This is a genomic window from Aureisphaera sp., assembly GCF_059726885.1.
Genome location: NZ_AP041051.1, coordinates 1,693,037 through 1,719,707 on the forward strand (window position 1 = coordinate 1,693,037; position 26,671 = coordinate 1,719,707).

Consider the following 26,671-nt stretch of genomic DNA (forward strand, 5'->3'; position numbering starts at 1 on the left):
ATGCAAGCCGAAATAACATATAATATCACATCGAAAATTCAGAAAAAGCCATTTGTGGGTGACACTTCTTTTTTTCAGAAAAAGTTGTCAATTGGTTCGTCCAATGACGGGTATGAAGTAGAGGCCGATCGTATTGCAGATAAGGTGGTACAGGGTAATGGGGTTTCAACAGATGGCGCCAAGCACCAAGAGTCTTTGGTTCAGAAAAAATCGCTATCAGAATCCATTACGCCATTGGTACAGAAAAAAGGAGAACAAGGGGGCGAAGGACAGGCTTCATCGGCATTGACCCAACAGATCGGTTCGAGTAAAGGAGGTGGGCAATCTATGGATAAGGGCACCCAAAGTTTTATGGAGAGTAGGTTTGGAGCTGACTTTTCTGGAGTTAAAATACACACAGGACCCAAAGCCGCTGCTATGAGCAGTGAGTTAAATGCCCAAGCTTTTACGGTAGAGAACGACATTTTCTTCAATGAAGGAATGTATAGCCCCAATAGTACCTCGGGCAAACATTTATTGGCCCACGAGCTTACGCATACGATACAGCAAAAAGGCATTCAGAGAAAAATTCAGAGAAAGACAAAAGATAAGAAATGTGCTGTGCACGCTTATGACAACTCAAGCGGCACGGACAAGGCGGTTATTCCACAAAAATCGGGTTCTTTTCCCTATCAAATAGGTGTTTCCAGTGTTGATAATATGGTGACCAAAGTGAACAATTATATAGAATCTAAGGACAACAGCTGTAAATGTGTCTCAAGACTTGAGGTAAGGGGTCATGGGACAGATGGATACCAGAGTGTAGGTAATGGGACAAAATATGTAAATGATGACAAGGCATTGGTACACGATTCTAAGCAATCGCATCTTGAGAAATTGAAAAAAATAAAATTCTGTAATTCTGGAATGCTATTACTAACGGGTTGCCATACAGGAAGGGGCAAAGGGAAGGATCTTTTGAAGAAGGTGTCTAACATATTGCCAGGGATACTTATAGGAGGAGCGCAGCACTATACCCATGGTACAGGACTGGGAGGTGTGAAAGTTGTTGGAGAAGGAGACGAAGTAACTTCCGATTTCAAGGTCAAAGATACAAGTAAGAGTAAGGACTTTATGAGTTCACCTTATGTTAATTGGCACCTAACCATAGATGGTAAGGAATATACAATATCGGGCAAGGATATTACTGGAGCCACTGGACAGTCTAAATTGAAATCGGCGAGCAAGGTAAAAGTCATAACACCAGAAGGAGGAACCATTAAAGTGAAGTAATGAAATTAATTGCACTCATAGCCTTTATTGCATTGGCAGTTATCACAGGGGTTTTTCTTCTCACATGGAGAAAAAAGAAGAAACCAATAGCGGAAAACCCTGAAATTAAGGTAACTGAGGCGATACAGTTTTCGAAAGAGGAAACTAAAGCAAAGAACGACATTGTGAGTGGGACCTATTATCTGGTGCGAAAGGTTTTCATCAACGAAATACAATACACGCCCAAGTCCGATATTCCAAAATCGCATGTAGAGATAATATCAGCAGAAATGGAATCCATTGTACAGAATGAAACCCCTTTCGCTGCCACTTCAATGGGGAATCTAACCCTTCAGTATTCAAATGGAAAGACTATTGAAATAGAAACCATTTACAACATGGGAAAATCTCAATATGACCCTATTATCTATTTGGAAGGGAATCAATACCACATTTCTGAAGCCTTCAGAAATACCATTCAGGAACTGTCTCAAATGAACTAAATCCATAAGCGTGCAAGATCTAGGGCATCAACATAATAAACAACACCTTGGAAAGACTACTTCATTTGTAGCTCCTGCTCCCGTTATTCAGAAAAAACTGGCTATTGGGGATACCGATGACCCGCTGGAAGCGGAAGCCGATAAGGTGGCCGATAAGGTTACGAGTTCGAATGATAAAAATTCGACCACTTTACAGCACTCGGGGTCTTTAGTACAGCGAAAATGTGATGGATGTAGTCAAGAGGAAGAGATTCAAAAGAAATCCATAGCGGGAGAAATTACGCCGATGATCCAAAGAAAAAGCAATGTAGGTGAAAGTGGAAATGCTTCGGAAGCACTAACTCAACAAATAAATTCCAGTAAAGGCGGGGGTCAATCTATGGATGAAGGGACTCAGGATTTCATGGAAAGTAGTTTTGGGTCCGATTTTTCGGAGGTACGAATCCATACAGATCAAAAAGCCCAACAAATGAGCCAAGATCTTAATGCAAAAGCTTTTACGGTGGGGAACGATGTATATTTCAACGAAGGGAAATACAATCCAGGTTCTAATGAAGGAAAGCATTTACTGGCTCACGAATTAACCCATGTCGTACAACAGGGCTATGCACCTCAAAACACCATTAGGAGAACCCCTGCCTCAACAAGTACATTACCTACCTTCACACAACTGAAACAGACTTGCGCTACTGCTTCACAAATTTCCGCATTGTTAATTGAAGGTAAGAATAGTGGGAATAATAGTTCCATTATTGCTGCCATAGAGAATGTCATTACTTGGTTAATTCAATCCAAATCTAGGTATGTAAAGAATCTAAAGGGTAAGGGATTTGCCAACGCCAAGGACATTCAAAAGGATGCCTTAACTGCTTGTTATGCCATTAGGGATAAGTTATTGGCCGGAACCGCTATGAGCCAAGATAACTATCAAGAGCTGGCTACGGTTCTGCATTTGTATTATTCCAGTTCGGGAAGTTTAGATATTGGGCTTAGTGGTGCAGAAATGGATAATGTAAGGAGACGGTTTGGAATAGGCGGTGGTCCATCAGCTGGTTTGCAAAATGGCAGTGATATTTTTAATAATTCCGTGATTAACGGCCTCAGTGCAGGCCAAACAGCACAGGTAGGTTGGTTCGTTAAGACAAATACCTATACCGATGGCACCTATAGTTATGGGTATCATGCATTTTTAATAGGACGTACTGCAACTGGCGACTGGTTCCTTCACGATCAAGGTTATTCCCCAGCAAAGGCATTTGCAGATACTACGAAATCTGGATTGGAAGCCCAAGTAAAGAAAGCAGTTAAAGCCAACACCTATTGGTTAATGTTTAACCAGCCGAGAATTTCTCCAGTTGGAGTATGGTTAGGAGCAAAATTGCTGAACACCCAACAAGGACCCCAAACGAAACAAGGTGAACTTCTTCCTAACGGAACCTACCTAGCGGAGATTGATTACAGTAGTTGGCGTTTTGGGGATAAGGTATATTCAGGTGCCTTTTTGGGAGTAGCACATACGGTAAAGGACTCCTATAAAGTGGCAAGGACGGCCAGTTCAGGAAAAGGGGTGGTATTAATAGAAATGCCGAAGGGTGCCTTCTTATTGTATGAAACCAATGCTATATCAACTCACAATTTGAGCGCTGATGCAATTGATAGCAGTGGTGGAGGGAAACTCAGCACCAAAAAATATTATAGTGCTTACTTATTTCTCACCGATGGTGCTACCGAAAAAATAATTAAGGTGTATTAAGCCAAAAGAGGACCAAAATGATGTGCCATAAGTAAAGAAAGGAAAAGATTTATGTTATGCTGAATGTGACAAGAGAACATAGCGACCCATCAAATGCGCAGCTGAAGGCCAAGGCCTTTGTGCCTCCTGTTCCTGTCATTCAGAAAAAGTTGAAAATCGGAGCCGTAGACGATCCTATGGAAGCGGAGGCGGACGCTATGGCCGATCAGGTAATTCAACAAAAAGAAGTGGCGATACCTCCTGCACCCAATAAAGGAGCTTTGGTTCAAAAGAAATGTAGTAGTTGTGAAGAGGAAGAATTGCAGAAAAAACCCTTGGCAGAATCCATTACCCCCTTGGTTCAGAAACGGTCCTTATCCGATGGCGGTAACACGGTGGCGTCCGAAGGTATTTCCAACCAGATTGCGGCAAGTCGTGGCCAAGGAAGTTCAATGGATAAAGGAACCCAGAATTTTATGGAGAACAGCTTCGGAACGGATTTTTCCGAAGTTAACATTCATACTGATAGCAATGCCATTCAACTAAGCAAATCATTGAATGCACAGGCCTTTACGGTAGGCAATGATATTTATTTCAACGAAGGGAAATACAATCCTAGCACAACTTCGGGGAAACATTTATTGGCGCATGAGCTAACACATACATTGCAGCAATCTGCTTCGATCCAGCAAAAAATGATACAAATGACTCCTGCCGAGTCCAGAAACCGTTGGAACCAATTGGTAACTAGTGTTAGCCATGTCCCAGATACTGATGATCGAAGAAGTCTTGGTGATAGAACCATAACTAGATTTTTGGAAACACAACCAGGGCAAAACCTAGTTGATGAGTTGTACGCCAAATTTTGTAATAGTACGCGCTGTACATCGCATTTAGAAGTGATTTTTAAAGATAATATTCCATCCGGAGTGGATAGTGCAGCAGGATATTTTACTCCAAGTACATCAGGGGCAAATCAATATCAATTATACATTAAGAATGTCTTTCCTAGCAACTCTAGCTCTAGGAGGCTCTTTGGAACTTGGCCAGGTTTGCCACCAGATTATTCTGGACCAGAGATTCATGAGATTCGATTTTATCATAACGATGTAGAATCTGCAATGGCTTCTACTTTACACCATGAAGCTACACATGTTCTTTTTATTAACGATACCACTCAGAGACAATACCCAACTGGGCATGGAGATGTTCTTCAAGGTGAGATTGACCCAGCTTTTATGAGAAGGATGAGAGCAATGCATGGTGCTTTGGACGAATTAGAAAGTATCCAAAATAGAACTCAACAAAATCCAACAACTCCAAACCTAGATGATATTCCGAGTCCAAATCATAGACCCTCGGAAGAACCAGAAACCAATGAGCCTTCTATTGTAGGTGGGGAATTTTCCTTTCGTGCAGGTGGAGGATGGGTTGAAGATGGGGTAGGAACCGGAATATTGGGAATGGATCTTACACTTGCATTAAGTCAACTAGATTCTTTGAGGATTGGAGCGAGAGGTGTTTATCTTACCCCAGATCGCTTATTTGCAGGAGGCACATTGGGTTATAGAAGATATCGTGATGATAGCAATCCTTTATTCTTCGATATAGAAGCAGGTATTTTACGGGAAATTTTACCTACTGAAACAGACAGGTTAAGTGATGCTGTAATGGGATTTGGGTCAGCAGGGATAGGCCAAGAATATGGCCAGGAAGGACCTCGCTTTTTTTGGCGTTTAGGTGGTTTTGTAATGATATCGGATAGACCACTTGACAGTTCTGGTTCGTCGTCTCAGCAGGTAGGTGGAGGACCTACTCTCGGTGCTGGATTAAGACTATAAAGCATAAATGGAGCAAGCGATTGTTAATGAAAATACTACCCAATTAAAGGCACAAACTAAAGCGTTTGTGCCTCCTGCTCCTGTAATACAGAAAAAGCTGAAAATAGGACCTTCAGACGATCCCATGGAAGCGGAGGCAGATGCCATGGCAGACCAGGTGGTTCAACAAAAAGAAATGGCAACGCCGCCAACTCCTAATAAAGGGCCCTTAGTGCAAAAAAAATGCAGTAGTTGTGAGGAGGAAGAACTACAGAAAAAACCGCTGGTGGAATCCATTACCCCCTTGGTTCAGAAACGGTCCTTATCCGATGGCGGTAATGCGGTGGCGTCCGAAGGTATTTCCAGCCAGATTGAATCAAGTCGTGGCCAAGGAAGTTCAATGGATAAAGGAACCCGGAATTTTATGGAGAATGGCTTCGGAACGGATTTTTCCGAAGTTAACATTCATACCGACAACAATGCGATTCAACTAAGTAAATCATTGAACGCACAGGCCTTTACTGTCGGTAATGATATTTATTTCAATGAAGGGAAATACAATCCCAATACAACTTCGGGGAAGCATTTATTGGCGCATGAACTTACCCATACCATCCAGCAAGGAGGTGCCGAGATTAAGAAAATGGATGCCGAAACCGAGGAGGCCTATTTCGATGAGCTCGATGAGCTTTATGAAATAATTGAAGATGCAGATGCCGCCAAGGATTATGATGGTCGCAATTTCTTCATTAGGGTTGCGATATCCTTAGAATTTGATGAGGCCAACATAAACAATATTGATGATTTTTATCATTACAAATCCATTGCTGAAATGAATGCCTCTAGTGAATATGATACCTTGGATCATATGGGTGAGGATGCTATATATATAGATACTAGGGCCTTCCCCGAAATATGGGCCGATAAAATTTATGACTTGCTTTATATAAATGATCCGGACTTAGCGTCTTTAAGGGGAGTATACGAAGGATTTTATGAGGTTGCAGAAAAGGAATCGGAGACAATACCCGATGCGATTATTGAACGGGGCTTTCCAGTCTACTACGATGACTTAAATACCCTGAAAAGATTCAAATTTAACACAGCACACGCTAGCATTGGTATTGAACACCCGATCAAGGAATTTACCATCGCCATGTTAAAATATGGGCGTTCTAAATGGCGAGATGTGTACATCAATTCATGGAATTTGGGTGTAGAGAGTATGACTGAAGCCATAAGGAAGGGTGAATATGCGGTAGAAATTGATCACTATCAAAAATTTATGGATAACAACCATGATGAACTCTTACAAGAACTTCCTGAAAAAGCAAAGGAACTGTTTAGTGAAGGAGCTTTCGAACAATTCAGCGATGATCTTGTTTCCCTTCAGGAATCACTTTTAATTGCAGGTTTCGCGGCTACTTTTGGTACTTTATTGGGGGTTCTTTTCTTTGTGGGAGAGGCAGATAAAATATTCGAGGATAAGAGGGCCATCGCGAACACCACTTTTAATGGACTGGCTTCCGAGGATAAAGCAATTGCTGCTATTAAGTGGGCCTATTATAATGGGTATTATGGAAAAGCGGGTGAACAAATATGGCAGCAGATAACTCAGCATGGCTGGCTCATTCTTGCAGCTGTAATGGCCATGATTGTAGCACTTATTGCAGGTCATGTATTTCCTCCGCTTGGCGTGGCATTAGATGCCATACTTATTGTATTGGGTGGGATTGACCTAATCATTGCCCTAGATGAATTGGTTAGAAGGGTTAAGGCTGCAGGGAATGCCAATTCATTAGAGTCGCTTCAAAAAGAAAGTGGAAAGTTGGCACTTGTTATTGTTAATGATGGATTGCAGATCATATTAGAATTGGCTGGATTCTTGGCCGGGAAGGCTATAAGCAAGTCCTTTAGTAAGATAAAGGGAGAAGCCACAGATATTAGTACAGCCGAAGCATTGGCTCGTGCTATTGAAAGTACTGATGAAGGGATGGAGATGCTGGACAATGCTAGGAAATCTTCTAGAAAATCTACCAAAGGAGCTGATGAAGCTGTTGATTCACCAAGGGTGCGAGGTGATGCCGACATTCCAAGTAGACAAGATCTTAAGGAAGAGTACGATTATATAAGCGCAAATGTAGCACAGGTAAAAGCAGTAGCTAAAGAAATAGATGGCGTACATTATGTGGAGGAAATAGTATTGCCCAATAAACATACATGGAGGAAAAAACAGGATGGTAAATGGTGCCGTTTTTCTACAAGATATTGTTTGGATGATGAGGATATGGATTACCTAGGTTTGGAAGTGAGGGATGCCGAATCCGCTCGACTTTCTCCTGACGCCCCTACCGAAATGCCTGCATTCGTCCGACAAGAAACGATAGATGGCCATACTTATGATATTCATAGGCCTACGGGTAATCCAGACGCCGATGCATTATTTGTAAGGAATAGTTCTGGCATGGAAATTTTGGATATAAGCGGAATGCCATTAAATGTAACCTCGGCATTTCCGACAAGATCGCTAAACCCCGACTTCATACCTCCAAAAATTCGAACATCGGGAAATAAACTGGTTGATAATGTAGATAATAAAACAAATCGAGAACTGGCCAAATCAGGTCGGGCGCCATATTTGTCTAATGGAGATCCTGTAGAATTACATCATTTGAAGCAAAATTTCTTTAAACTGGAAGAGCAAAGTGCTCCTTTTCACCAAGGAAGTTTGGACGATTTGCATGTGCACCCCAATTCAGACGATCCCGCATATATTTCATGGAGACACTCATACGTTTGGTTTGACGGAAAACTGACTACCATGGGGAAAGTTTACGATACCCTTAGGGGACGTTATTGGAAGAAAAGATTTTAAGTTAACTTTGATTATGCCTTTTAAAAACCTTAAAAAATATATACTACAGCGCTTCGATGGAAAGAAAGATCAAGCGGTCGTTTCCTTTCAGAATACATTTTCCGAAGTATTAGGACGGGAAACCAGCCATGAAGAAGGCCTTATCATACTCATGGCCTTGGCACCCCATATCATGCCCGGCTTTTACGACGGCATTTTAAAGGAGCTCTATCCCGACGGAGGGGAATTCCCAGAATGGGGTGGTGTAAAGGAGGAAGCGTATCGCAGTATGCAGCCCACGGGCGAAACCATACAGCATGTGTTGGCGGGCGAGGATATGCAGAAAAGGTTGAGGTTGCTCGATTACTTCAGGGAAGACCATTGGTTCTTTAGGGAGCAGATATTGTATCTGGACTCCGTTAAAGAAGGGATGCCATTTATGAGCGGAAAAGTAGTGGTCCCTTCGGAAAGTCTTCATTTGCTCATGTACGGCGAGGAATTGAAGCCCAGTTTTGGTCCCGATTTCCCAGCAAAGGAAATTGCCACCGAAATGGAGTGGGAAGACCTAGTGCTAAATGAAAAAACCCTAGAGCAGATCAATCAAATTCGATTATGGATAAAGCACAAGGAGCTTTTGCGTGAAGAATGGGGAATGTCGAAACGAATGCCCCCTGGGTATAAAGCCCTGTTCTGTGGTCATTCGGGAACCGGAAAAACCCTTACGGCTTCCTTGTTGGGGAAAGAATTTAATCGCCCCGTTTATAGGATCGATCTCTCCCAAGTGATTTCAAAATATATAGGGGAAACAGAAAAGAATCTCGAGAAAGTGTTTATCCGTGCTGAGAACAAGGATTGGATCCTGTTTTTTGATGAGGCCGATGCCCTCTTCGGTAAACGGTCGGCTACACGAAGTGCCCAAGATCGTTTTGCCAACCAAAGCGTGAGCTACCTATTGCAGCGCATTGAATATTTCAATGGGGTAGTGATTTTGGCAAGTAATTATAAAAACAATATCGATCAAGCCTTTATTAGAAGGTTTAACGCCATCATTAATTTCTCCAAGCCCAATGCGGAAGAACGACTATTGCTTTGGGAGATGGCCATTCCGAAGAAAATCCGTGTACAAAAAGAAGTCCTGATTCGAATCTCGGAAACCTATGAACTTACTGGAGCTCAAATTAACAATGCCCTAGCCTACTGCTGTCTTCAAGTCGCCGAAAAAGGAAAGAAAAGTATTGCTATGGAAGATTTCCTGAATGCCATTAAGATAGAGTTCACCAAAGAAGAAAAAATCTTCGTTCAGTTGTAAGGAGCAAGGGACCATTTCGTCATTTTAGATTGCGTAGGGAAAGATGTACTTTTGCCGTACGAAATTTGAAAACAGATGAAATTCAACACCAAGACCATACATGGAGGTCAGGAACATGACCCCGCCTACGGTGCCGTAATGCCACCCATTTATCAAACGTCCACTTATGCCCAATCCACTCCAGGAGGGCACAAGGGCTTCGAATATTCCAGAACTCATAATCCTACTAGAAAGGCTTTGGAAAACGCCTTTGCCAGTATCGAAAATGGCACCTACGGATTGGCCTTTGGTAGTGGATTGGCTGCTATCGATGCCGTAATCAAATTGCTGAAACCTGGTGATGAGGTGATTTCTACCAATGATCTGTATGGTGGAACCTACCGCCTGTTCACCAAGATATTTGAAGGCTTTGGGGTAAAATTCCATTTTATCGGTATGGAAAATGCCGATAAGGTCGAAAGCTATGTCAATGAAAACACCAAATTGATATGGGCAGAAACCCCCACCAATCCCATGATGAATATCATTGATATAAAAGCCTTGGCAGTTGTGGCTAGAAAGCACAATATCCTTTTAGGTGTGGACAATACTTTTGCAACACCCTATTTACAACAACCCTTAGATTTGGGGGCAGATATCGTCATGCACAGTGCCACCAAGTATTTGGGTGGACATAGCGATGTAGTTATGGGTGCATTGGTGGTGAAAGACGAAGCTTTGGCCGAGCGCTTATATTTCATTCAGAATGCGAGTGGAGCCGTTTGTGGCCCACAGGACAGCTTTTTGGTGCTAAGGGGTATAAAGACCTTACATGTGCGCATGCAGCGTCATTGTGAGAACGGGAGAAAGGTAGCAGAGTACTTGGAGAATCATCCTAAGATCGAAAAAGTATACTGGCCAGGATTTGAAAGTCATCCAAATCATGACATAGCGAAAGCACAAATGAGGGACTTTGGAGGGATGATTTCATTCGTAACCAAAGGGAACGATTATGACGAAGCCATTCGCATAGTGGAGAATATGAAACTATTTACCCTTGCCGAAAGCTTGGGAGGAGTAGAAAGTTTAAGCGGACATCCGGCAAGTATGACCCATGCCAGCATCCCAAAAGAAGAACGCGAAAAAACGGGGGTGGTCGATGCCTTGATACGATTGAGTGTTGGGATCGAAGATGCCGACGATCTCATTGCCGACTTAGAACAAGCTATAGGATAAGATTAGATACCATAGAATTAAAAAAGGGCGGTGTTTTGCACCGCCCTTTTTTTTATGTTTGATTAAGTCTAGTCTAGGTAATAGATATACCCAATATTCAACCAGAAAATCCAGTCATTTGCTTTATTTTCAGGTACTTCAACTACCCCATTTTGGTCTATACCGGGGTTCAGTCCGTCTACCCAATTGGAGAAATAGTATTGCCAACGCGCATCGATCATAAGATCACTAAGCGGGCTTAGTTTGTAACGTGTTCCTGCACTCATTACAATAGACCAAGTAGAATCCCCCTCTTGTTGAAAGGCATTAAAGTATTTTATAGGTGTAGTAATGGTAGTATTTAAAGGACCCAGTTCGCTGGTAACTTCAGGGTCGAAACTTACCCAATGCACCCCAAAACTTCCAAAAGGAGCAAACTTGTAGGCTCCAGCTGCAAAATCACGAATACTTAGTGGGAAAAATTCCAATTGCGCACCAATATCGAACACCTTTGTAGAACCTTTCATAGCCCTTAATTGTTCGGCACCTAACGAAGTTCTATCGGGATCAACCCATTCACCTAAGTGTTCCAAGTTGGTCACATGATAATCTATCTCACTTCTAATCTTAAAGTGATCATTAAAATAAGTATCTCTAGTATAGCAATTACAGTCTGCACTATATGCAAAGTTAAGGTAGTGTATAATACCCACCCCGAAACCTACATTTCCTATGTTGGTCTCAAAATCATATCGCTGTCCATAATCAGAATAGAACGCAACAGGACCCGTAATAATACCGATCTCATGCGAGAAGCCTAGTTGGGCAAAAACCTCCTGTTTAGCAACAGCGAGGAGAAGAAATACCATTAGCAATATTCTGGCATTCATTATATATGTGGTTTAGATTGAGACGTAACAAATATATAAAAACATATCTAACACGAAAATAATATGCACGTAATTAGGTTATTTCATACAAATAAAGACTTTCTTTTTTGCAGATAACTTATATTTGCCAACAATAACGAAAACGTTTTCAATTTATTGAATTTGCAATGTGAAAATGTTATTTCTCGAACTTTTTAAAGGATTATCAATTTATTGACCTTTTTTTATTAATTCAAAGATTTTTATTGTGAAACAAAGCATTAAAGATTTCATCTCCTACGCGGAGAATTTAAATCCCAATGAACCAGAATTTATCCAGGCAGTAACAGAAGTTGCCGAAACAGTGATCCCCTTTATAGAGGAAAACGAAAAGTATCAAGGAAAGATGCTTTTGGAACGAATGGTAGAACCTGAAAGAACCATAATGTTTAGGGTACCATGGACCGATGATAATGGAAACATACAAGTAAACAAAGGATACCGTATAGAGTTCAATTCTTCCATCGGACCTTATAAAGGAGGTCTTCGATTCCACCCTAGTGTAAATTTGAGTATCCTGAAGTTTTTAGGCTTCGAACAAGTATTCAAAAATAGCTTAACTACACTTCCTATGGGAGGTGGAAAGGGAGGATCCAATTTCAACCCAAAAGGGAAAAGTGATGCAGAGGTTATGCGATTCTGCCAAAGCTTTATGACGGAGCTCTCTAGGCATATTGGCCCTAACACAGATGTGCCTGCTGGGGACATTGGTGTAGGAGGACGTGAAATAGGATATATGTTTGGACAATACAAGCGCCTTCGCAACGAATTTACAGGAGTATTGACCGGTAAGGGAATGAGCTATGGAGGATCCCTGATCCGACCTGAAGCAACAGGATACGGAAACGTGTATTTTGCGCAGAACATGTTACAGACCAAAGGAGAATCCTTTAAGGGGAAAACAGTAGTGATCTCGGGGTCTGGAAATGTAGCCCAGTTTGCAGCCGAAAAAGCAATGCAGCTTGGAGGTAAAGTGGTAACTTTTTCTGATTCTTCAGGATTCATTTATGATGCCGAAGGAATGAATGAGGAGAAGCTTGCCTTCGTTATGGAACTAAAGAATGTGAAACGTGGACGTATAAAGGAATATGTGGACAAATTTCCATCAGCTAGTTATACCGAAGGACAACGACCATGGAGCGTTGCTTGCGATATAGCCTTGCCATGTGCTACCCAGAACGAATTGAACGAAGAAGAGGCCAAAACCTTAGTAGCTAACGGATGTATTTGCGTCGGTGAAGGGGCAAATATGCCATGTACGCCAGAAGCAATTGCTGTATTCCATGATGCGAAAATATTGTTCTCTCCCGGGAAAGCATCCAACGCAGGTGGTGTAGCTACTTCAGGATTGGAAATGTCGCAAAACTCATTGCGTTATAACTGGACGAGGGAAGAAGTAGATGCAAAGCTTCACGGAATCATGAACGATATTCATGCCGCCTGTGTACAATTTGGAAAAGATGGCGACGGATATGTAGACTATGTAAAAGGAGCCAATGTAGCAGGATTTGTGAAAGTCGCAGATGCCATGTTAGCTCAAGGAGTGGTTTAAAACACTTTTATAGTATGATAAAAAGGTTGTCCTTTGGGCAACCTTTTCTTTTTGCTACCGCAATAATTCCTATTTTAGCGTGTTTATGAAAATAGAAAACCAAGGGACCTCCTTTATGAAGAAGATCATTGTTTTGGCACTGTGTTTTCTTAGTGCATTTGCTTCCGCCCAGAATTTTGAGGATAGTTGGAAGGGATTTTTCTCCTATGTATCTGTCAAGGATATTTCTCAAGGAAATGGAAGGGTATATGTAGCGGCCGAGAATTCGGTATTTAGCTATGACCTGCTATCGGGTGAAATCACCACCATTTCTACCATTAATGGATTGTCGGGAGAAGTGATCTCGAGTATCTATTACAGTGAAAACTTTGGGGTACTGATTGTGGGATATGAAAATGGTCTCATGGATGTTGTGATCGATGGAGAAGAGGATATTTTAAATGTAGTAGATATTTTCGACAAGCCTACCATCCCACCAGATAGGAAACAAATCAATGATTTTTTCGAATACGACGGAAAAGTATTTATCTCAACCCAATTTGGAATTTCGGTTTACGACCTATCCCGACTGGAGTTTGGAGACACTTATTTTATTGGTGATTTCGGTGCACAGATAGAAATAACCCAAACCACGGTTTCAGACCCTTATATTTATGCTTCCTCCAGTGAAGGAGGCGTCCGCCGTGCTATGGTAGATGATGAGGACCTTATCGACTTTGCGAGATGGACCACCCTTACAACTGGGAACATCCGTGGAGTGCAAACCTTAGGGGAAGATGTTTTTATTGCAAGGAATAACAATATTATACAGCGTTTTGACGAGGGCACCGGATTTACCCAGGTAGAGAATTTAGGAACACCTATTCTCGATTTTGAAACCGAAGGCGATATCCTTGCCATCACTACGGCGCAGTCTATTCGTGCCTATGGTGTGGGCTATAACCTAGAGGCCGTTGTAAATAATACCCTGCCCAATTTCAATTTCGAATTGCAATCCGGGATGGGTTTCAACAATACCTTTTTCCTGGGAACTACTAATGATGGATTGCTCATTGTGCCCTTCGGAAGCCAGGATGTAGTCCAAGCATTGCCAGATGGCCCAATCCTTAACAAGCCATTTGCAATAGATGCCTCCCCAGGACAATTATGGGTTTCTTTTGGCGATCTTACCGCAACTAGTAACCCCTTTCCGTTAAGTAGATTCGGAATTAGTAATTTAAGGGAAGATACATGGACCAATATCCCATACGATAACTTGGCAGGTTTGGCTGGCAATAGGGAGCCCACAGACTTTGTAAATGTCACTATTAATCCAAATAACCCTAACGATGTTTATATGAGCTCCTTTATTGGTGGGATGCTTAAAATTAATGATCAGACACCCGAAATTTTCTTGGATCAAGGCAATAGTAATTTAAGCGAAGCCATTATTGAAGCTGGAAGATGTCCGGGAATAACAAGTGCCGAGAATGCCGGAATAAGACTATATGGATCTACCTATGATCGTCAAGGAAATTTATGGGTATTACAATCTAAATTAGAAGAAGGGTTGTTGAAACTAAACGGTGGTACTGGAAATCAATTCGAAAAAATTGACTTGTCAAATATCATGGACAATGTATGTGAGCAGGCCCTGCTCGATGTGGAGGTAAGCCGTGAGGGATTTGTATTTATGGGATCTGCAGAAAATGGACTTATAGGCTATAACCCAACCAATGGGAGTCTGAATAGAATACTTGAAGGACCCGGAAATGGAAACCTGCCAAAATCCAATGCCCGTGCTATTGCTTTCGATAGACAAAATCGACTATGGATAGGAACCTCCCGTGGTCTAAGGGTTTTGTTTAATGTAGGTGGGTTTTTCGATGAAGAGGCCAATACAGATGCTCAAGAAATTATTATTGTGGAAGACGGTGTACCCCAGGAGCTATTGTTCGAACAGGCAATTACCGACATAGAGGTTGATGGATCTAATAACAAATGGATATCTACAGCCACATCGGGGGTGTTCTTGGTATCCTCTAATGGTCAAGAGACCCTGCTTCGTTTTACGAAGTCGAATTCCCCATTGCCCTCCAACAATGTGCAGGATATCACCATAGATGATTCTACGGGACGGGTCTACTTTGCCACTGTAAATGGCTTGGTGGCTTTCGAGGGAACGTCCACGGCTCCAAGGGATGATTTAGAGAACGTATATGCCTACCCCAATCCGGTTCGCCCTGGGTTCACAGGGAATGTTACCATCGACGGGCTAACGGCACAAGCAAATGTGAAAATTACCGACATAGAAGGTAATTTGGTTTTTGAAACCACGAGCGAAGGAGGAAGCGTACTTTGGGATACCACCGCATTTGGTCAATACAGGGTGGCTTCGGGAGTATACCTGGTAATGATCACTACAGACGATGCTCTAGAGACCAAGGTTTCCAAGATAATGATAGTTCGTTAGCCGTATGCAGGTCTCTACCCAGGCATTGGTGTTTTCTTCCGTTAAATATGCCGAGGCAGACCTTATCGTTACCTGTTTTACTGAAGAATTCGGGTTGAAGTCCTATTTGCTGCGAGGCATCATGAAGTCTAAAAAAGGGAAGCTTCGTGCCTCTCTTTTTCAACCACTCACACAATTACATTTGGAAGCCGTTCACAAGGACAAAGGAACCCTGGAACGCATCAGGGAAGCCAAGGTGTCCGTTCCCTATAAAACATTGCATACCCAAGTGGTAAAATCTTCAGTAGTGCTTTTTTTAGCAGAAATGCTTAAGAATTGTATTCAGGAAGAAGAAGCAAACCCAGAGTTGTTTCATTACATTTCCACTTCCCTGCAATGGTTGGACGCGCATGACAGTATAGCCAATTTCCACATCCTGTTTTTATTGAATCTAACCGCCTATTTGGGCTTTTATCCAGACACATCAGAGGAGGCCCATCCCTACTTTAATATGCTAGAAGGAAATTTCGAAAAAGAACCCCTTGGGGACTATTCCGAAACAGGGGAGACTGTAGATACCTTAAAACGCTTTTTCGGCATAAATTTTGATGACTTAGGAGGAACAAAAACCACCAAAAAACAACGTTTTGAAACCCTTAATTTGCTATTGCGGTATTATCAATTACATTTGCAGGGCTATAAAAAACCGAAGTCACTTTTGGTGCTGAACCAACTATTTAATTGAAGATGCGTGTTGTACTCTATATCCTATGTTTCATAGGATTTTCTATATCTACTTTTGCCCAGAACATTCAGGTGGTGAGCGAGGAAAATGAGGTGCCTCTTCCTTCTGTTGCGCTCTACAATGAGGACCGCACAAAGACTGCTTTAACGGACTTCGAAGGCCGTGCGGATATTACCCGGTTTTCGGAAGACGAAACCATTTTCTTTCAATATATCGGATATGCCACCCTTGCGCTTACAAAGAATGAGGTTGTCGCAGCAGGGAATAAGGTGGTATTGGCCGTATCAAGAAGCAACTTGGACGAAATCGTCATCTCCATTTCAAAGTTTGGACAGAGCAAGCGTGATATTCCACAGCAAATAACAGCCGTAACTTCCGAAGATGTACTCTTCAGAAACCCCCAAACCGCAGCCGATCTTTTAGAAAGTAGTGGGCAAGTATATGTACAGAAAAGCCAGTTGGGTGGCGGAAGCCCATTAATTCGTGGTTTTTCGACCAACAGGTTATTGATTACCGTAGATGGTACCCGATTTAATACGGCCATTTTCCGTGGGGGAAATGTACAGAATGTTATATCCATAGACCCATTTGCCGTAGAACGTACCGAAGTTATTTTGGGTCCGGGTTCTGTGGTGTATGGTAGTGATGCTGTTGGGGGTGTTATGAATTTCTATACCAAGAACCCCAGTTTTTCTTTCGAGAAAGGGTTCGACCTCTCTGGAAATGTAACAGGTCGATATGCTACGGCCAACGAAGAAAAGACAGGCCATTTCGATCTTAATATAGGGGGAAAACAATGGGCATTCCTTACCAGTGTATCCTACAGCGATTTCGAAGACCTTAAAATGGGAAGTAATGGCCCGGACGATTACTTGCGCAACGAATATGTAGAAACCAGTAATGGGGTAGATACCGTAGTAGAAAATGACGATCCCGAAGTACAACGATTTACGGGTTACGATCAGGTTAACTTCATGCAAAAGATACGGTACATGCCGTCAGAACAATGGGACTTAAATGTGGGCCTTTTCTATACAACCACCAGCGATTACCCAAGATACGATCGGCTCATTCGTAAAAGCGATGGACAGCTCCGTTCGGCCGAATGGTATTATGGTCCGCAGGAATGGATAAGCGGTAACTTTCAGGTGTCCCACCAACAGGATGGCGTGGCTTTGTTCGATGATAGTAAGCTAACCCTAAGCTATCAGCGATTTAAGGAAAGTAGGCATGATCGTGATTTTGGGGATACCATTCTATTCGAAGGCGATGAAACGGTAACCGCCCTAACTGGAGGGTTGGATTTTACCAAGAAAGTAGCACCCAAAAGCACCATTTTTTATGGGGTGGAATACGTGCACAATACGGTAAATAGTAACGCCTCCCAAACCGATATTACCACTGGTACAAGTAGTAAGGACGCTTCCCGTTATCCAGATGGATCTACTTGGCAGTCCATGGCTGCCTATGCCAGTTTGCAGGCCAAGCTATCTTCTAAAACATCCTTTCAAGGAGGACTGCGTTACAATCATATCCTGATCGATGCCGATTTTACGGAGAACAATCAATTCTTCGATTTTCCATTTACGGGAAAAAAGGTAAATACCGGAGCCCTTACTGGAAGCGCAGGTGTAACTTGGCAAGCAAGCAGTACGCTGGGGTGGCGTTTCAACTTCGGAACCGCATTTAGGGCACCCAATATAGACGATATAGGAAAGATTTTTGATAGTGAACCAGGAAGTGTAGTGGTTCCCAATCCAGAGGTAGAAGCAGAGTATTCCTATAATTTTGAAGTCGGTGCCAACCTTAATTTTAAAGATGTGGTTACGTTCGATTTGGCCACCTATTATACCAGTTTAAAAGATGCCTTGGTACGTCGTGATTTCAGTTTGAATGGGGAAACCCAAATTGAATATCAGGGCGAATTGAGCAATGTGCAGGCCATTCAGAATGCAGGACGATCTCGGGTATACGGTTTTGAAGCAGGCATGGAAGTCAACTTTTCGGAGGCGTTACAGCTTACTTCCCAACTTAATATTACCGAAGGCTATACCGAAGAGGAAGATGGCAGCAGGGTGCCGGTGCGCCATATAGCCCCTATGTTTGGAAATAGCCATCTGCTTTTCAAGAAGGAAAAGTGGAAATTGGATGGCTTTGTGGAATACAATGGTCAATTCGATTTCGAAGACTTGGCGCCCAGTCAACAAAACAATGCGTTTTTATATGCATTAGATGACAATGGAAATCCATATGCCCCGTCTTGGTACACTGTAAACTTTGCTGGGCAATATCAAATTACGGAGGCCTTGCAGTTAACAGCTACCCTAGAAAACCTGACAGATCAACGGTATCGACCTTATTCCTCTGGAATTGCCGCTCCCGGCCGTAACCTGATTGTCGCGGCTAGCTACTCTTTTTAAGGGGATTTCTAATTACCGTACATTTCGCTGGACACCTATTATATGGACATCTCGATACGATTGCGATGCAATCACTCGGCGTCCATGTTTGGGTCCCTGAGTGATTCAGCTTGCTGAATTGTATCGAAGGGACATTGCACCGCCCTTCTGCACTTTCAGATGGACACTTCGGCAATCACTCGGCGTCCAATTTAGGGACACTATGCCGAATTCCTACTTGCATTAATGTTCCCAAACAATGACCTTGTCACCATCTTTTCATATACCTCGAGCTCATTTTCAGTGGCACCTTGGGCACGTAACTTCTGAATTTCCCGCAATGCATATTGCTGTATCGTCAATAAAGGCAATACAATCTGTTCGCGCACCCTAATGGAAGCCCGCATGGCCTTAGAATCTTCCATGAGCACCGAATAGCCCGTTACCTTCAGCAACATACGCTTGCTACGCTCGTATTCCTCATGAATAAGGGACCAAAAGGCACCGTATTCGGGATCATCCTTCATATAGGCAGTAAGCGGGAAGAAAGACTTGGTCAGGCTCATCATACTGTTTTCAAGGAGTGTTCTAAAAAAGGGCGAATGTTTATATAGGGAAACCACCTTATCGAACTCCCCTTGTTTTTCATAAGACTCCAATGCCAATCCTACCCCATAAAAACCGGGGACATTTTGTTTTAACTGACTCCAACTCCCCACAAACGGAATGGCCCTTAGATCGCTAAATACCAACTCCGAACCCTTGCCCCGCTTGGAGGGACGGCTTCCAATGTTGGTTTTGGCGTAGTATTTCAATGTGCTCATCTGCTCCAGATAGGACAGGAACTTAGGATGGCTTTTAAAATCCTTGTATGCTTCATAACTCATGGCAGCCAACTGGTTCATGGTAGTGCGGTCGGCATCCGAAAGGGAGGTATCCTCATCATTAAACACCTCATTGGTAATTCCGGAACTGATTAGCTGCTCCATATTGTATTGACAGGATTCTATGGTTCCAAAATTAGAGGAGATGGTCTGTCCCTGTACCGTAAGCTGTACTTCCTCGTGTTCTATGGTATCGCCAAGGGAAGCGTAAAACTGATGTGTTTTTCCACCCCCGCGGGCTGGCGGGCCCCCACGTCCATCGAAAAATAGGGCCGTAATCCCATACTTTCGGGATACTTCGGTAAGACGTTCCTTGGCGGTGAAAATACTCCAATTGGCCATAAGGTACCCTCCATCCTTGGTACCATCGCTAAAGCCCAGCATAATAGATTGCCTATTGCCACGGCGCTTTAGGTGGGCAGCATAATGCGGATTGGTGTAAAGGGTTTCCATTACTTCATTGGCTACCTGAAGATCGTCTACCGTTTCAAAAAGAGGGATAATGTCTACCGTGGGATCTTCCCAATCGGACAGACGGATCATGGCAAAGGCCTCTAATACATTTACCACACTCCCATTGTTACTAATAATGTATCGGTTGCATCCCTGTTCGCCATTGTACTCCTGTATCTGCTTCATGGCATACATGGAGGCCAAAGTCTTCTCGGCCATTTCATCGGTTAGGGAGGTAGGGTCTATCTGCCCTGTAAGGGCAGCCAATTCAGTAATCTTTTCGGTATCCGATAAATCCTCATAGGCCTTGGTAAACAGGTTGGGATGCTGTGCTGCGATATGGGTCATAACCCGGGTATGTACCCGTGAATCCTGACGGATATCCAAGGAAGCAAAGTGCATTCCAAAGAGCTGCACCTTGTAGATAAGGTCTTCTACCTCACTTACGAATAGCGACTGATGTTCCCCATCGAGTCGGGTTTTAATCTCCTGTAGTTGAAACAACATCCCCTCTGGGGTAATGGTAGCCGCTTCTGCCGGAAGGTTGAGGTGGGCAAACACCTCGGTTTCCAGGGCAATGATTAGGGGTTCTACCCCTTTAAAAGTGAGTCTTCGACGAAGTTTCCGTAGGTCTTTATGATAATTCTTTAGGAGGGTTCGGCGGAGCCTTTCTGCTACTTTTAAGGTAATTTCGGTGGTCACAAAGGGGTTCCCATCCCTGTCCCCTCCAGGCCAGAACCCTAAGTTGATGACTTGATTGGTAAGGATTTCTCCTTCAAAGATATTGTTCTGTATATAATTGTAAATGGCACTTACACTATGGTAAAACACATTTTCCAGATACCAGATAAGGCTTACGGCCTCGTCGTATGGGGTGGGTTTCTGTTTTTTAAAGAACGGTGTTTTTCCCAGCTGTGCCAAGAGCATCTTAATGGCATCCAGGTTATTGTCTTCTATGGCAATGGCCAGATCGGTAATAATGCCCAATACCGGCCCGGGATAGAATTGGGTGGGGTGTGCCGTAAGCACAGGGCGCACCTTAAACCGTTCCAGATAGTTTTTTAAGGCTTCTTTTTTATTCTTGTCTTCGGCCTCCTCGCGAACATTTCGCAGGGTACCCCGACCATCCATATTGTTAATGATGGTAAAGGTGGCATCCTCTATGGCATCGAACAGAACGACCTGCCGTTCTATATATTGAATGAACCGAAACAGCAGGTTTACCTTTTCTTCTTCGGTGGGAGCATCGGCATACCGACTAAAAAAGTGGGTTACGATCTCGGTGGGGTTCTTTTGTTTTTGAAACCCATCCTGGCATACCTCCTGAAACAGGGGAAGTAAGGCCCCGGTTTGGGTAATCTCATCGAAGGGCAGCGTCATAAAGATGCTGTTATATATCTGGTATTTGGAGAGCACGTATTGGTTAAAGCGCTCCTCTTTGGTGTATCGCATGGCCTGTGTTTTTACCTATATAAAGGTACCGAAAAAGGGATTGCATAGCTCCCGTTTTTATGGTTTTTGGGTGTTTTTGGCTGCGAAATCGTTTTAGTCGTTTGGTTCTTGGACACCTCATGCGGTCCTCTATTTCGGACCCTGAGTGATTTTTTGGAGAAAAATAGTGCCGAAGGGTCCTAGGTTTGGGGTGATTTTCACGCATCACGCCACCTTTCAATTGGACACCTCGGTATGATTGCACTACCCTGGGACACCTCGATACGATTGCGATGCAATCACTCGGCGTCCATGTTTGGGCCCCTCTGGGATTGGTGAGGCCACTCGATGTCCAATCTTGGGTCCCTGAGTGATTCAGCTTGCTGAGTTGTATCGAAGGGACATTATGCCACCTTCTACTGGACACCTCGATACATCACGCCTCCCTTCGATACGTTTTTCTTCGAAAAACACTCAGGGTACCGGCGTGACACTCGGTGTCCATGTTTAGGCCACTCGGTGTCCGATTCACGGAATCCTGCATACACCAAAAAAACATTTATTACACAAAACGGACACTTATACGGCATACAACGCACTTATTACTTTTCGCTTTTGGGGTAGGGCGGGCTGTGGTACCTTCGTAGGGCTCCCCATCATTTAAAAATAAGAAAGCATGCCATTTAACAATTTTGAGAACCGGCACTTTATGCCGGAGGAAGAGAACAAGATAAACGAGATCTTGACCGAAATGGAAGAAGCCCTGGCCAACAAACTGGCCAATCTATCGCCCGAGGAGCGACAGCAGTTTGGAAGCATCAACGAGCAGAACAAGCTTATTGTAAACAAGGTAAAGGAGTACAGCGACACCGAACCCGAATTGAGCAGTCCCGATGTGGACTGGGAAGAATTTCGCAGGGATTTCCGGTCGCGTACTTTTTTAGAAACCCTGATGCGCCGTTTGGCCAATTTGCAAATGGGATTGAACAACGCCAAGATCTTGCATGATTGGGACAACTACCGCGCGAGTTTGGTAGAGTACGATTATGTAAAGTACAAGAATGCGACGGCTACGCCGGGCTATGAGAACAAACTGAACGATCTCGGGCAGTTTTTCGCCAGCCGAGGGAATCGTGGTACTACCGAAACCGAGGAGGAGACCCCTCCCACGGATTTCTAGTAGTAGCCGATTAATGGTTTTAAGAGAGACCCGCTTCGGCGGGTCTTTTTTTATGCCCTGTTAAAAGGAGGTGGATACGTTGTCATAGTAAGCTGGCTTAGTCTTGAAGTAAGCTGGATACGGTAGGTAAGTAAGCTGACTACGTTGTGATACTAAGTTGTATACGTTGTATAAGTAAGCCGACTAGGTTGTGGAAGTAAGCTGACTAGGTTATCGGACTAGGCTGGGTACGTTGGGGGACGTATCTGGATACGTTAGGTACGTAAGCTGGCTTACTTTAGAAGTAAGTGGACTTAGTTAGGAACCTAATGGGCTGAGGTAGAGAAATAGGTTGACTTGGTTTTTGGCAGCTGATGAGAAGAAGCGCAGTGAAAATTATTTTTTGAAGGAGAGATAGAAAGAGTGCAAAGTCATTATAATAATGGTTTTACTATTTCATTTGAGTTGGCGCAAACACTGTTCGATTATATGTGTAAATAACAACCACTTGATAGTGCTAAACCCACTCCAATGCTCTTATTCGAATGGGGCCATAAATAAATTGATTATATTTATACTCCCTCACAACCTGAATCACCTCACTTCCATCTTCTGAGGTGATCTCTGCAAAATAGAGGCCGCTGGAAAGTGCGCTTACATCAATTGCAGCGGTTTACAAGGAGGATCTGTACTATCTTACTGCCCGATAGCGAATAGTTGCGCGCCATGCAAAAAAAAAGAGAACCTGAACCTTGATAAGAAGTGAAACTGAAATAGGAAACATATGGAACAATTGGACAGACAAACCGACTGAACTGCGCTTTTACCATTCAACTGAGAATGAAAAGATTTTTATTTCCCCAGCTTCACATTTTTTAAAATTTCTTTGCCAACCCACATTTGGCACATTTGCAAAGCCGCTCAATCCACCCCAAAACCCAAGCTTTGCAAAAGAACCAAATCACCCACCCTCTACTACACATGATAATTATCGTTTTATATCTTATTAATTGAGATATAATTGTAATTTAGACGGCAATGAATCGAATCAAAGAAGTGCTTGAGGAAAAAGGAATCAAACAAACCTGGTTGGCTGAAAAACTTGGGAAGAGTTATAACATGGTTAACTCGTATGTGCAGAACAGACAGCAACCAAGACTTGAAGTGCTTTTCGAGATTGCCGAAATACTAGAAGTTAAACCACAAGACTTAATAAAAGACAAATAATGACAAGCATAAACCAAAGAGCTGAATTACAAGCTAAAATCTGGAAAATAGCCAATGACGTTCGTGGCTCAGTAGATGGATGGGATTTTAAACAGTTTGTGCTCGGAACGCTGTTCTATCGTTTTATCAGCGAGAATTTCACCAACTATATTGAAGGCGGTGATGAAAACGTGAATTACCCAAGCCTTTCGGATGATGTAATTACACCCGAAATAAAAGATGATGCGGTTAAGACAAAAGGCTACTTTATCTATCCAAGTCAACTTTTTGTCAATGTTGCCAAAACCGCAAATACAAATTCAAATCTCAATACGGACTTAAAAGCAATTTTTGACTCAATTGAAAGTTCGGCTAATGGCTATCCATCTGAGCAAGACATAAAAGGGTTGTTTGCTGATTTTGACACTACCAGTTCACGACTTGGTAATACCGTTGAAAACAAAAACAGCCGATTAGCATCTGTTATTAAAGGTGTTGAAGAGCTGAATTTCGGAAAATTTGAAGAGAGCGAAATAGAACTCTTTGGTGACGCCTATGAGTTTTTAATTGGCAATTATGCAGCCAATGCGGGGAAATCCGGTGGTGAATTCTTCACACCAGTACACGTTTCCAAACTCATTGCTCAATTGGCAATGCATGGGCAAAAGACCGTGAACAAAATTTATGACCCAGCAGCAGGTTCAGGATCCTTGCTTCTACAAGCTAAAAAGCATTTTGATGATCACATCATTGAAGAAGGATTCTTTGGGCAAGAAGTAAACCATACGACCTACAATCTTGCTCGTATGAATATGTTTTTGCACAACATCAATTACGACAAGTTTCACATTGTATTAGGAGACACTTTAAGGAACCCACAACTAGCTGATGAAAAGCCCTTTGACGCCATTGTATCAAATCCTCCTTATTCTGTAAAATGGATTGGTGATGCCGACCCAACCATGATTAACGATGACCGTTTTGCTCCTGCTGGTGTTCTTGCTCCTAAGTCAAAAGCCGATTTTGCCTTTGTGCTTCATTGTTTGAGTTATCTATCCAGTAAAGGTCGCGCTGCTCTAGTGTGCTTCCCTGGTATATTTTACCGTGGTGGTGCAGAACAGAAAATTCGAAAATACTTGGTTGACAATAACTATGTAGAAAGTGTTATCTCCTTAGCTTCTAACCTTTTCTATGGAACATCAATAGCGGTAAACCTTCTGGTACTTTCCAAACATAAAACTGATACAAAAACACAGTTCATCGATGCAAGCGGTGAAGATTTCTTCAAGAAAGTAACCAACAACAATGTGATGACTGATAAACACATTTCTAAGGTTATGGAAATGTTCGATAACAAAGAAGAAATTGCTCATGTAGCAGCATCAATTGATAATGCAAAGATTGCTGAAAACGACTATAATTTATCTGTTAGTTCTTATGTGGAAGTTCAAGATAATCGAGAGAAAGTTGATATCGTTAAGCTGAACAAAGATGTTTCAGAAACGGTGGAGAGAATAAACAAGCTTCGTGCAGATATTGATTTGATAGTAAAAGAAATTGAAGCATGAGTTATTTAGAAAAGCTATTAAATGGTATTAAAGTTGAGTGGAAGGCCTTGGGAGAGGTATGTGGTTTTCAAAATGGCTTTGCTTTTAAGAGTAGTTTATTTAAGGAGTCAGGACTACCAATTATTCGAATTACAAATGTTGATGGAAAAAATGTTGACTTATCTAATGTCAAATTTTTTAATCCTGAAGACTATTCAAGTGGAAACCCTTTAAACTATTCAATTGAAAACGGTGATGTACTAATCGCCATGTCAGGGGCAACAACAGGAAAAATCGGGTATTACAATTCCAATGAAACAGCTTATCTAAATCAACGGGTGGGAAAATTCGAACCGAAGGAAGAGATTCTCAATAACAGATATTTGTACCATTTCCTTCTTACAAAAGCTGAATTCCTTTATGTGTTAGCAGGAGGTGGTGCTCAACCAAATTTGAGTTCCAACAAACTTAAAGAAAGACTTTTAGTCCCAATTCCGTGTCCTGATAATTCTGAAAAATCGCTTGAAGTCCAAAAAGAAATCACACGTATTCTAGATACTTTCACAGAGCTTACAGCAGAGCTTACAGCAGAGCTTACAGCACGTAACAAACAGTACAGTTACTATCGTGAGCAATTGTTCTGTTTTGAAAATGGAGAAGCAGATATGAAATCGCTAAATGAAATTGGTATATTTCAAAGAGGCAAACGTTTTGTAAGAACCGATTTAATCTCCGAAGGAGTACCCACTATTCATTATGGTGAAATGTACACGCATTATGGTACATGGGCAGATGAAACTAAATCATTTGTTAGCGAAGAGCTTGTTGAAAACAAAAACCTAAGAGTAGCAGAAAATGGAGATGTTGTCATCGTTGCTGCGGGTGAAACAATTGAAGACCTTGGTAAAGGGACGGCTTGGTTAGGTGATGAAGGTGTTGTTATTCATGATGCTTGTTTTTCATATAGAAGTCCTTTACACCCAAAATATGTAGCATATTTTACCCGCACAAGACAATATCACGACCAAATAAGAAAACATATTTCTTCGGGTAAAATTTCTGCGATTAATTCAAAAGGCTTAAGTAAAGTCGTTATTCCAGTTCCGTCAAAAGAGGAACAAGAACGCATTGTTTCAATCCTCGACAAATTTGACGTGCTCACCAGCTCTATAAGTGTAGGACTCCCAAAGGAGATAGAGCTTAGACAAAGGCAGTATGAATATTATCGAAGTATGTTATTAACCTTCCCCGAAGAAAATATAGAAGTGTAAC

Annotated in this window: 18 protein-coding genes; 15 read left to right on the plus strand and 3 right to left on the minus strand. The window is 42.4% G+C overall.

Going from position 1 to position 26,671, the window contains the following annotated elements; all coding sequences use genetic code 11:
* The 7 genes from AC6JAD_RS07440 (at nt 1) to AC6JAD_RS07470 (ending at nt 10,684) form a co-directional block, all read left to right on the plus strand.
* Nucleotides 1-1,272, plus strand: coding sequence for an eCIS core domain-containing protein (locus AC6JAD_RS07440; protein WP_497866225.1), 1,272 nt, complete (start codon nt 1-3; stop codon nt 1,270-1,272).
* Nucleotides 1,272-1,754, plus strand: coding sequence for a hypothetical protein (locus AC6JAD_RS07445; RefSeq protein ID WP_461304614.1), 483 nt, complete (start codon nt 1,272-1,274; stop codon nt 1,752-1,754). The genes AC6JAD_RS07440 and AC6JAD_RS07445 overlap by 1 nt, the downstream gene beginning before the upstream one ends.
* A 10-nt stretch (nt 1,755-1,764) precedes the next feature.
* Complete coding sequence (locus AC6JAD_RS07450; protein WP_461304615.1) at nt 1,765-3,507, plus strand: eCIS core domain-containing protein; 1,743 nt, start codon at nt 1,765-1,767, stop codon at nt 3,505-3,507.
* Between the two features lie 56 nt (nt 3,508-3,563).
* Nucleotides 3,564-5,327, plus strand: a complete 1,764-nt coding sequence (locus AC6JAD_RS07455; RefSeq protein ID WP_461304616.1) for an eCIS core domain-containing protein — start codon at nt 3,564-3,566, stop codon at nt 5,325-5,327.
* A 7-nt stretch (nt 5,328-5,334) separates the two neighbouring features.
* The gene (locus AC6JAD_RS07460) at nt 5,335-8,181 is read left to right on the plus strand and encodes an eCIS core domain-containing protein (protein WP_461304617.1); all 2,847 of its coding nucleotides are present in this window, start codon (nt 5,335-5,337) and stop codon (nt 8,179-8,181) included.
* A gap of 13 nt (nt 8,182-8,194) precedes the next feature.
* Nucleotides 8,195-9,469, plus strand: a complete 1,275-nt coding sequence (locus AC6JAD_RS07465; RefSeq protein WP_461304618.1) for an ATP-binding protein — start codon at nt 8,195-8,197, stop codon at nt 9,467-9,469.
* Nucleotides 9,470-9,544: 75 nt separating this feature from the next.
* Complete coding sequence (locus AC6JAD_RS07470) at nt 9,545-10,684, plus strand: cystathionine gamma-synthase (RefSeq protein WP_461304619.1); 1,140 nt, start codon at nt 9,545-9,547, stop codon at nt 10,682-10,684.
* 68 nt (nt 10,685-10,752) lie between these two features.
* On the opposite strand, the gene AC6JAD_RS07475 is transcribed toward AC6JAD_RS07470, so the two are convergent.
* Nucleotides 10,753-11,553 (minus strand): THC0290_0291 family protein, encoded by an 801-nt coding sequence (locus tag AC6JAD_RS07475; protein ID WP_461304620.1) that lies wholly within the window; start codon nt 11,551-11,553, stop codon nt 10,753-10,755.
* Between the two features lie 247 nt (nt 11,554-11,800).
* Between AC6JAD_RS07475 and gdhA the strand changes: the two genes are divergently transcribed.
* The 4 genes from gdhA to AC6JAD_RS07495 all read left to right on the plus strand — a co-directional run bounded on the left by gdhA (nt 11,801) and on the right by AC6JAD_RS07495 (nt 18,740).
* Nucleotides 11,801-13,144 (plus strand): NADP-specific glutamate dehydrogenase, encoded by a 1,344-nt coding sequence (gdhA, locus tag AC6JAD_RS07480; RefSeq protein ID WP_461304621.1) that lies wholly within the window; start codon nt 11,801-11,803, stop codon nt 13,142-13,144.
* 115 nt (nt 13,145-13,259) lie between these two features.
* The gene (gene porZ / locus AC6JAD_RS07485) at nt 13,260-15,596 is read left to right on the plus strand and encodes a type IX secretion system anionic LPS delivery protein PorZ (RefSeq protein ID WP_461304622.1); all 2,337 of its coding nucleotides are present in this window, start codon (nt 13,260-13,262) and stop codon (nt 15,594-15,596) included.
* Nucleotides 15,597-15,600: 4 nt separating this feature from the next.
* Nucleotides 15,601-16,320, plus strand: coding sequence for a DNA repair protein RecO (gene recO, locus AC6JAD_RS07490; protein WP_461304623.1), 720 nt, complete (start codon nt 15,601-15,603; stop codon nt 16,318-16,320).
* A gap of 2 nt (nt 16,321-16,322) precedes the next feature.
* A complete protein-coding gene (locus tag AC6JAD_RS07495) occupies nt 16,323-18,740 on the plus strand; it encodes a TonB-dependent receptor plug domain-containing protein (protein ID WP_461304624.1) in 2,418 nt (805 codons plus the stop codon).
* Between the two features lie 200 nt (nt 18,741-18,940).
* Here AC6JAD_RS07495 and AC6JAD_RS07500 read toward each other — a convergent pair whose 3' ends face one another.
* Nucleotides 18,941-21,508 carry a phosphoenolpyruvate carboxylase gene (locus AC6JAD_RS07500; protein WP_461304625.1) on the minus strand — a complete coding sequence of 856 codons (2,568 nt, stop codon included), beginning with the start codon at nt 21,506-21,508 and terminating at the stop codon, nt 18,941-18,943.
* A 655-nt stretch (nt 21,509-22,163) separates the two neighbouring features.
* Between AC6JAD_RS07500 and AC6JAD_RS07505 the strand changes: the two genes are divergently transcribed.
* Entirely contained in the window at nt 22,164-22,667 is a 504-nt protein-coding gene (locus AC6JAD_RS07505; RefSeq protein WP_461304626.1) for a hypothetical protein, read from the plus strand.
* A gap of 496 nt (nt 22,668-23,163) precedes the next feature.
* On the opposite strand, the gene AC6JAD_RS07510 is transcribed toward AC6JAD_RS07505, so the two are convergent.
* Nucleotides 23,164-23,310: a T9SS type A sorting domain-containing protein gene (locus AC6JAD_RS07510; protein ID WP_497866292.1), complete on the minus strand. Its 147-nt coding sequence runs from the start codon at nt 23,308-23,310 to the stop codon at nt 23,164-23,166.
* Nucleotides 23,311-23,684: 374 nt separating this feature from the next.
* Between AC6JAD_RS07510 and AC6JAD_RS07515 the strand changes: the two genes are divergently transcribed.
* From AC6JAD_RS07515 to AC6JAD_RS07525, 3 genes are read left to right on the plus strand one after another with little or no spacing between them, the layout of a single operon-like run.
* The gene (locus AC6JAD_RS07515) at nt 23,685-23,873 is read left to right on the plus strand and encodes a helix-turn-helix transcriptional regulator (RefSeq protein WP_186992328.1); all 189 of its coding nucleotides are present in this window, start codon (nt 23,685-23,687) and stop codon (nt 23,871-23,873) included.
* Complete coding sequence (locus tag AC6JAD_RS07520; protein WP_461304627.1) at nt 23,873-25,420, plus strand: type I restriction-modification system subunit M; 1,548 nt, start codon at nt 23,873-23,875, stop codon at nt 25,418-25,420. The genes AC6JAD_RS07515 and AC6JAD_RS07520 overlap by 1 nt, the downstream gene beginning before the upstream one ends.
* Nucleotides 25,417-26,670, plus strand: coding sequence for a restriction endonuclease subunit S (locus AC6JAD_RS07525; protein ID WP_461304628.1), 1,254 nt, complete (start codon nt 25,417-25,419; stop codon nt 26,668-26,670). The genes AC6JAD_RS07520 and AC6JAD_RS07525 overlap by 4 nt, the downstream gene beginning before the upstream one ends.
* The last annotated feature ends 1 nt before the right edge of the window (nt 26,671 follow it).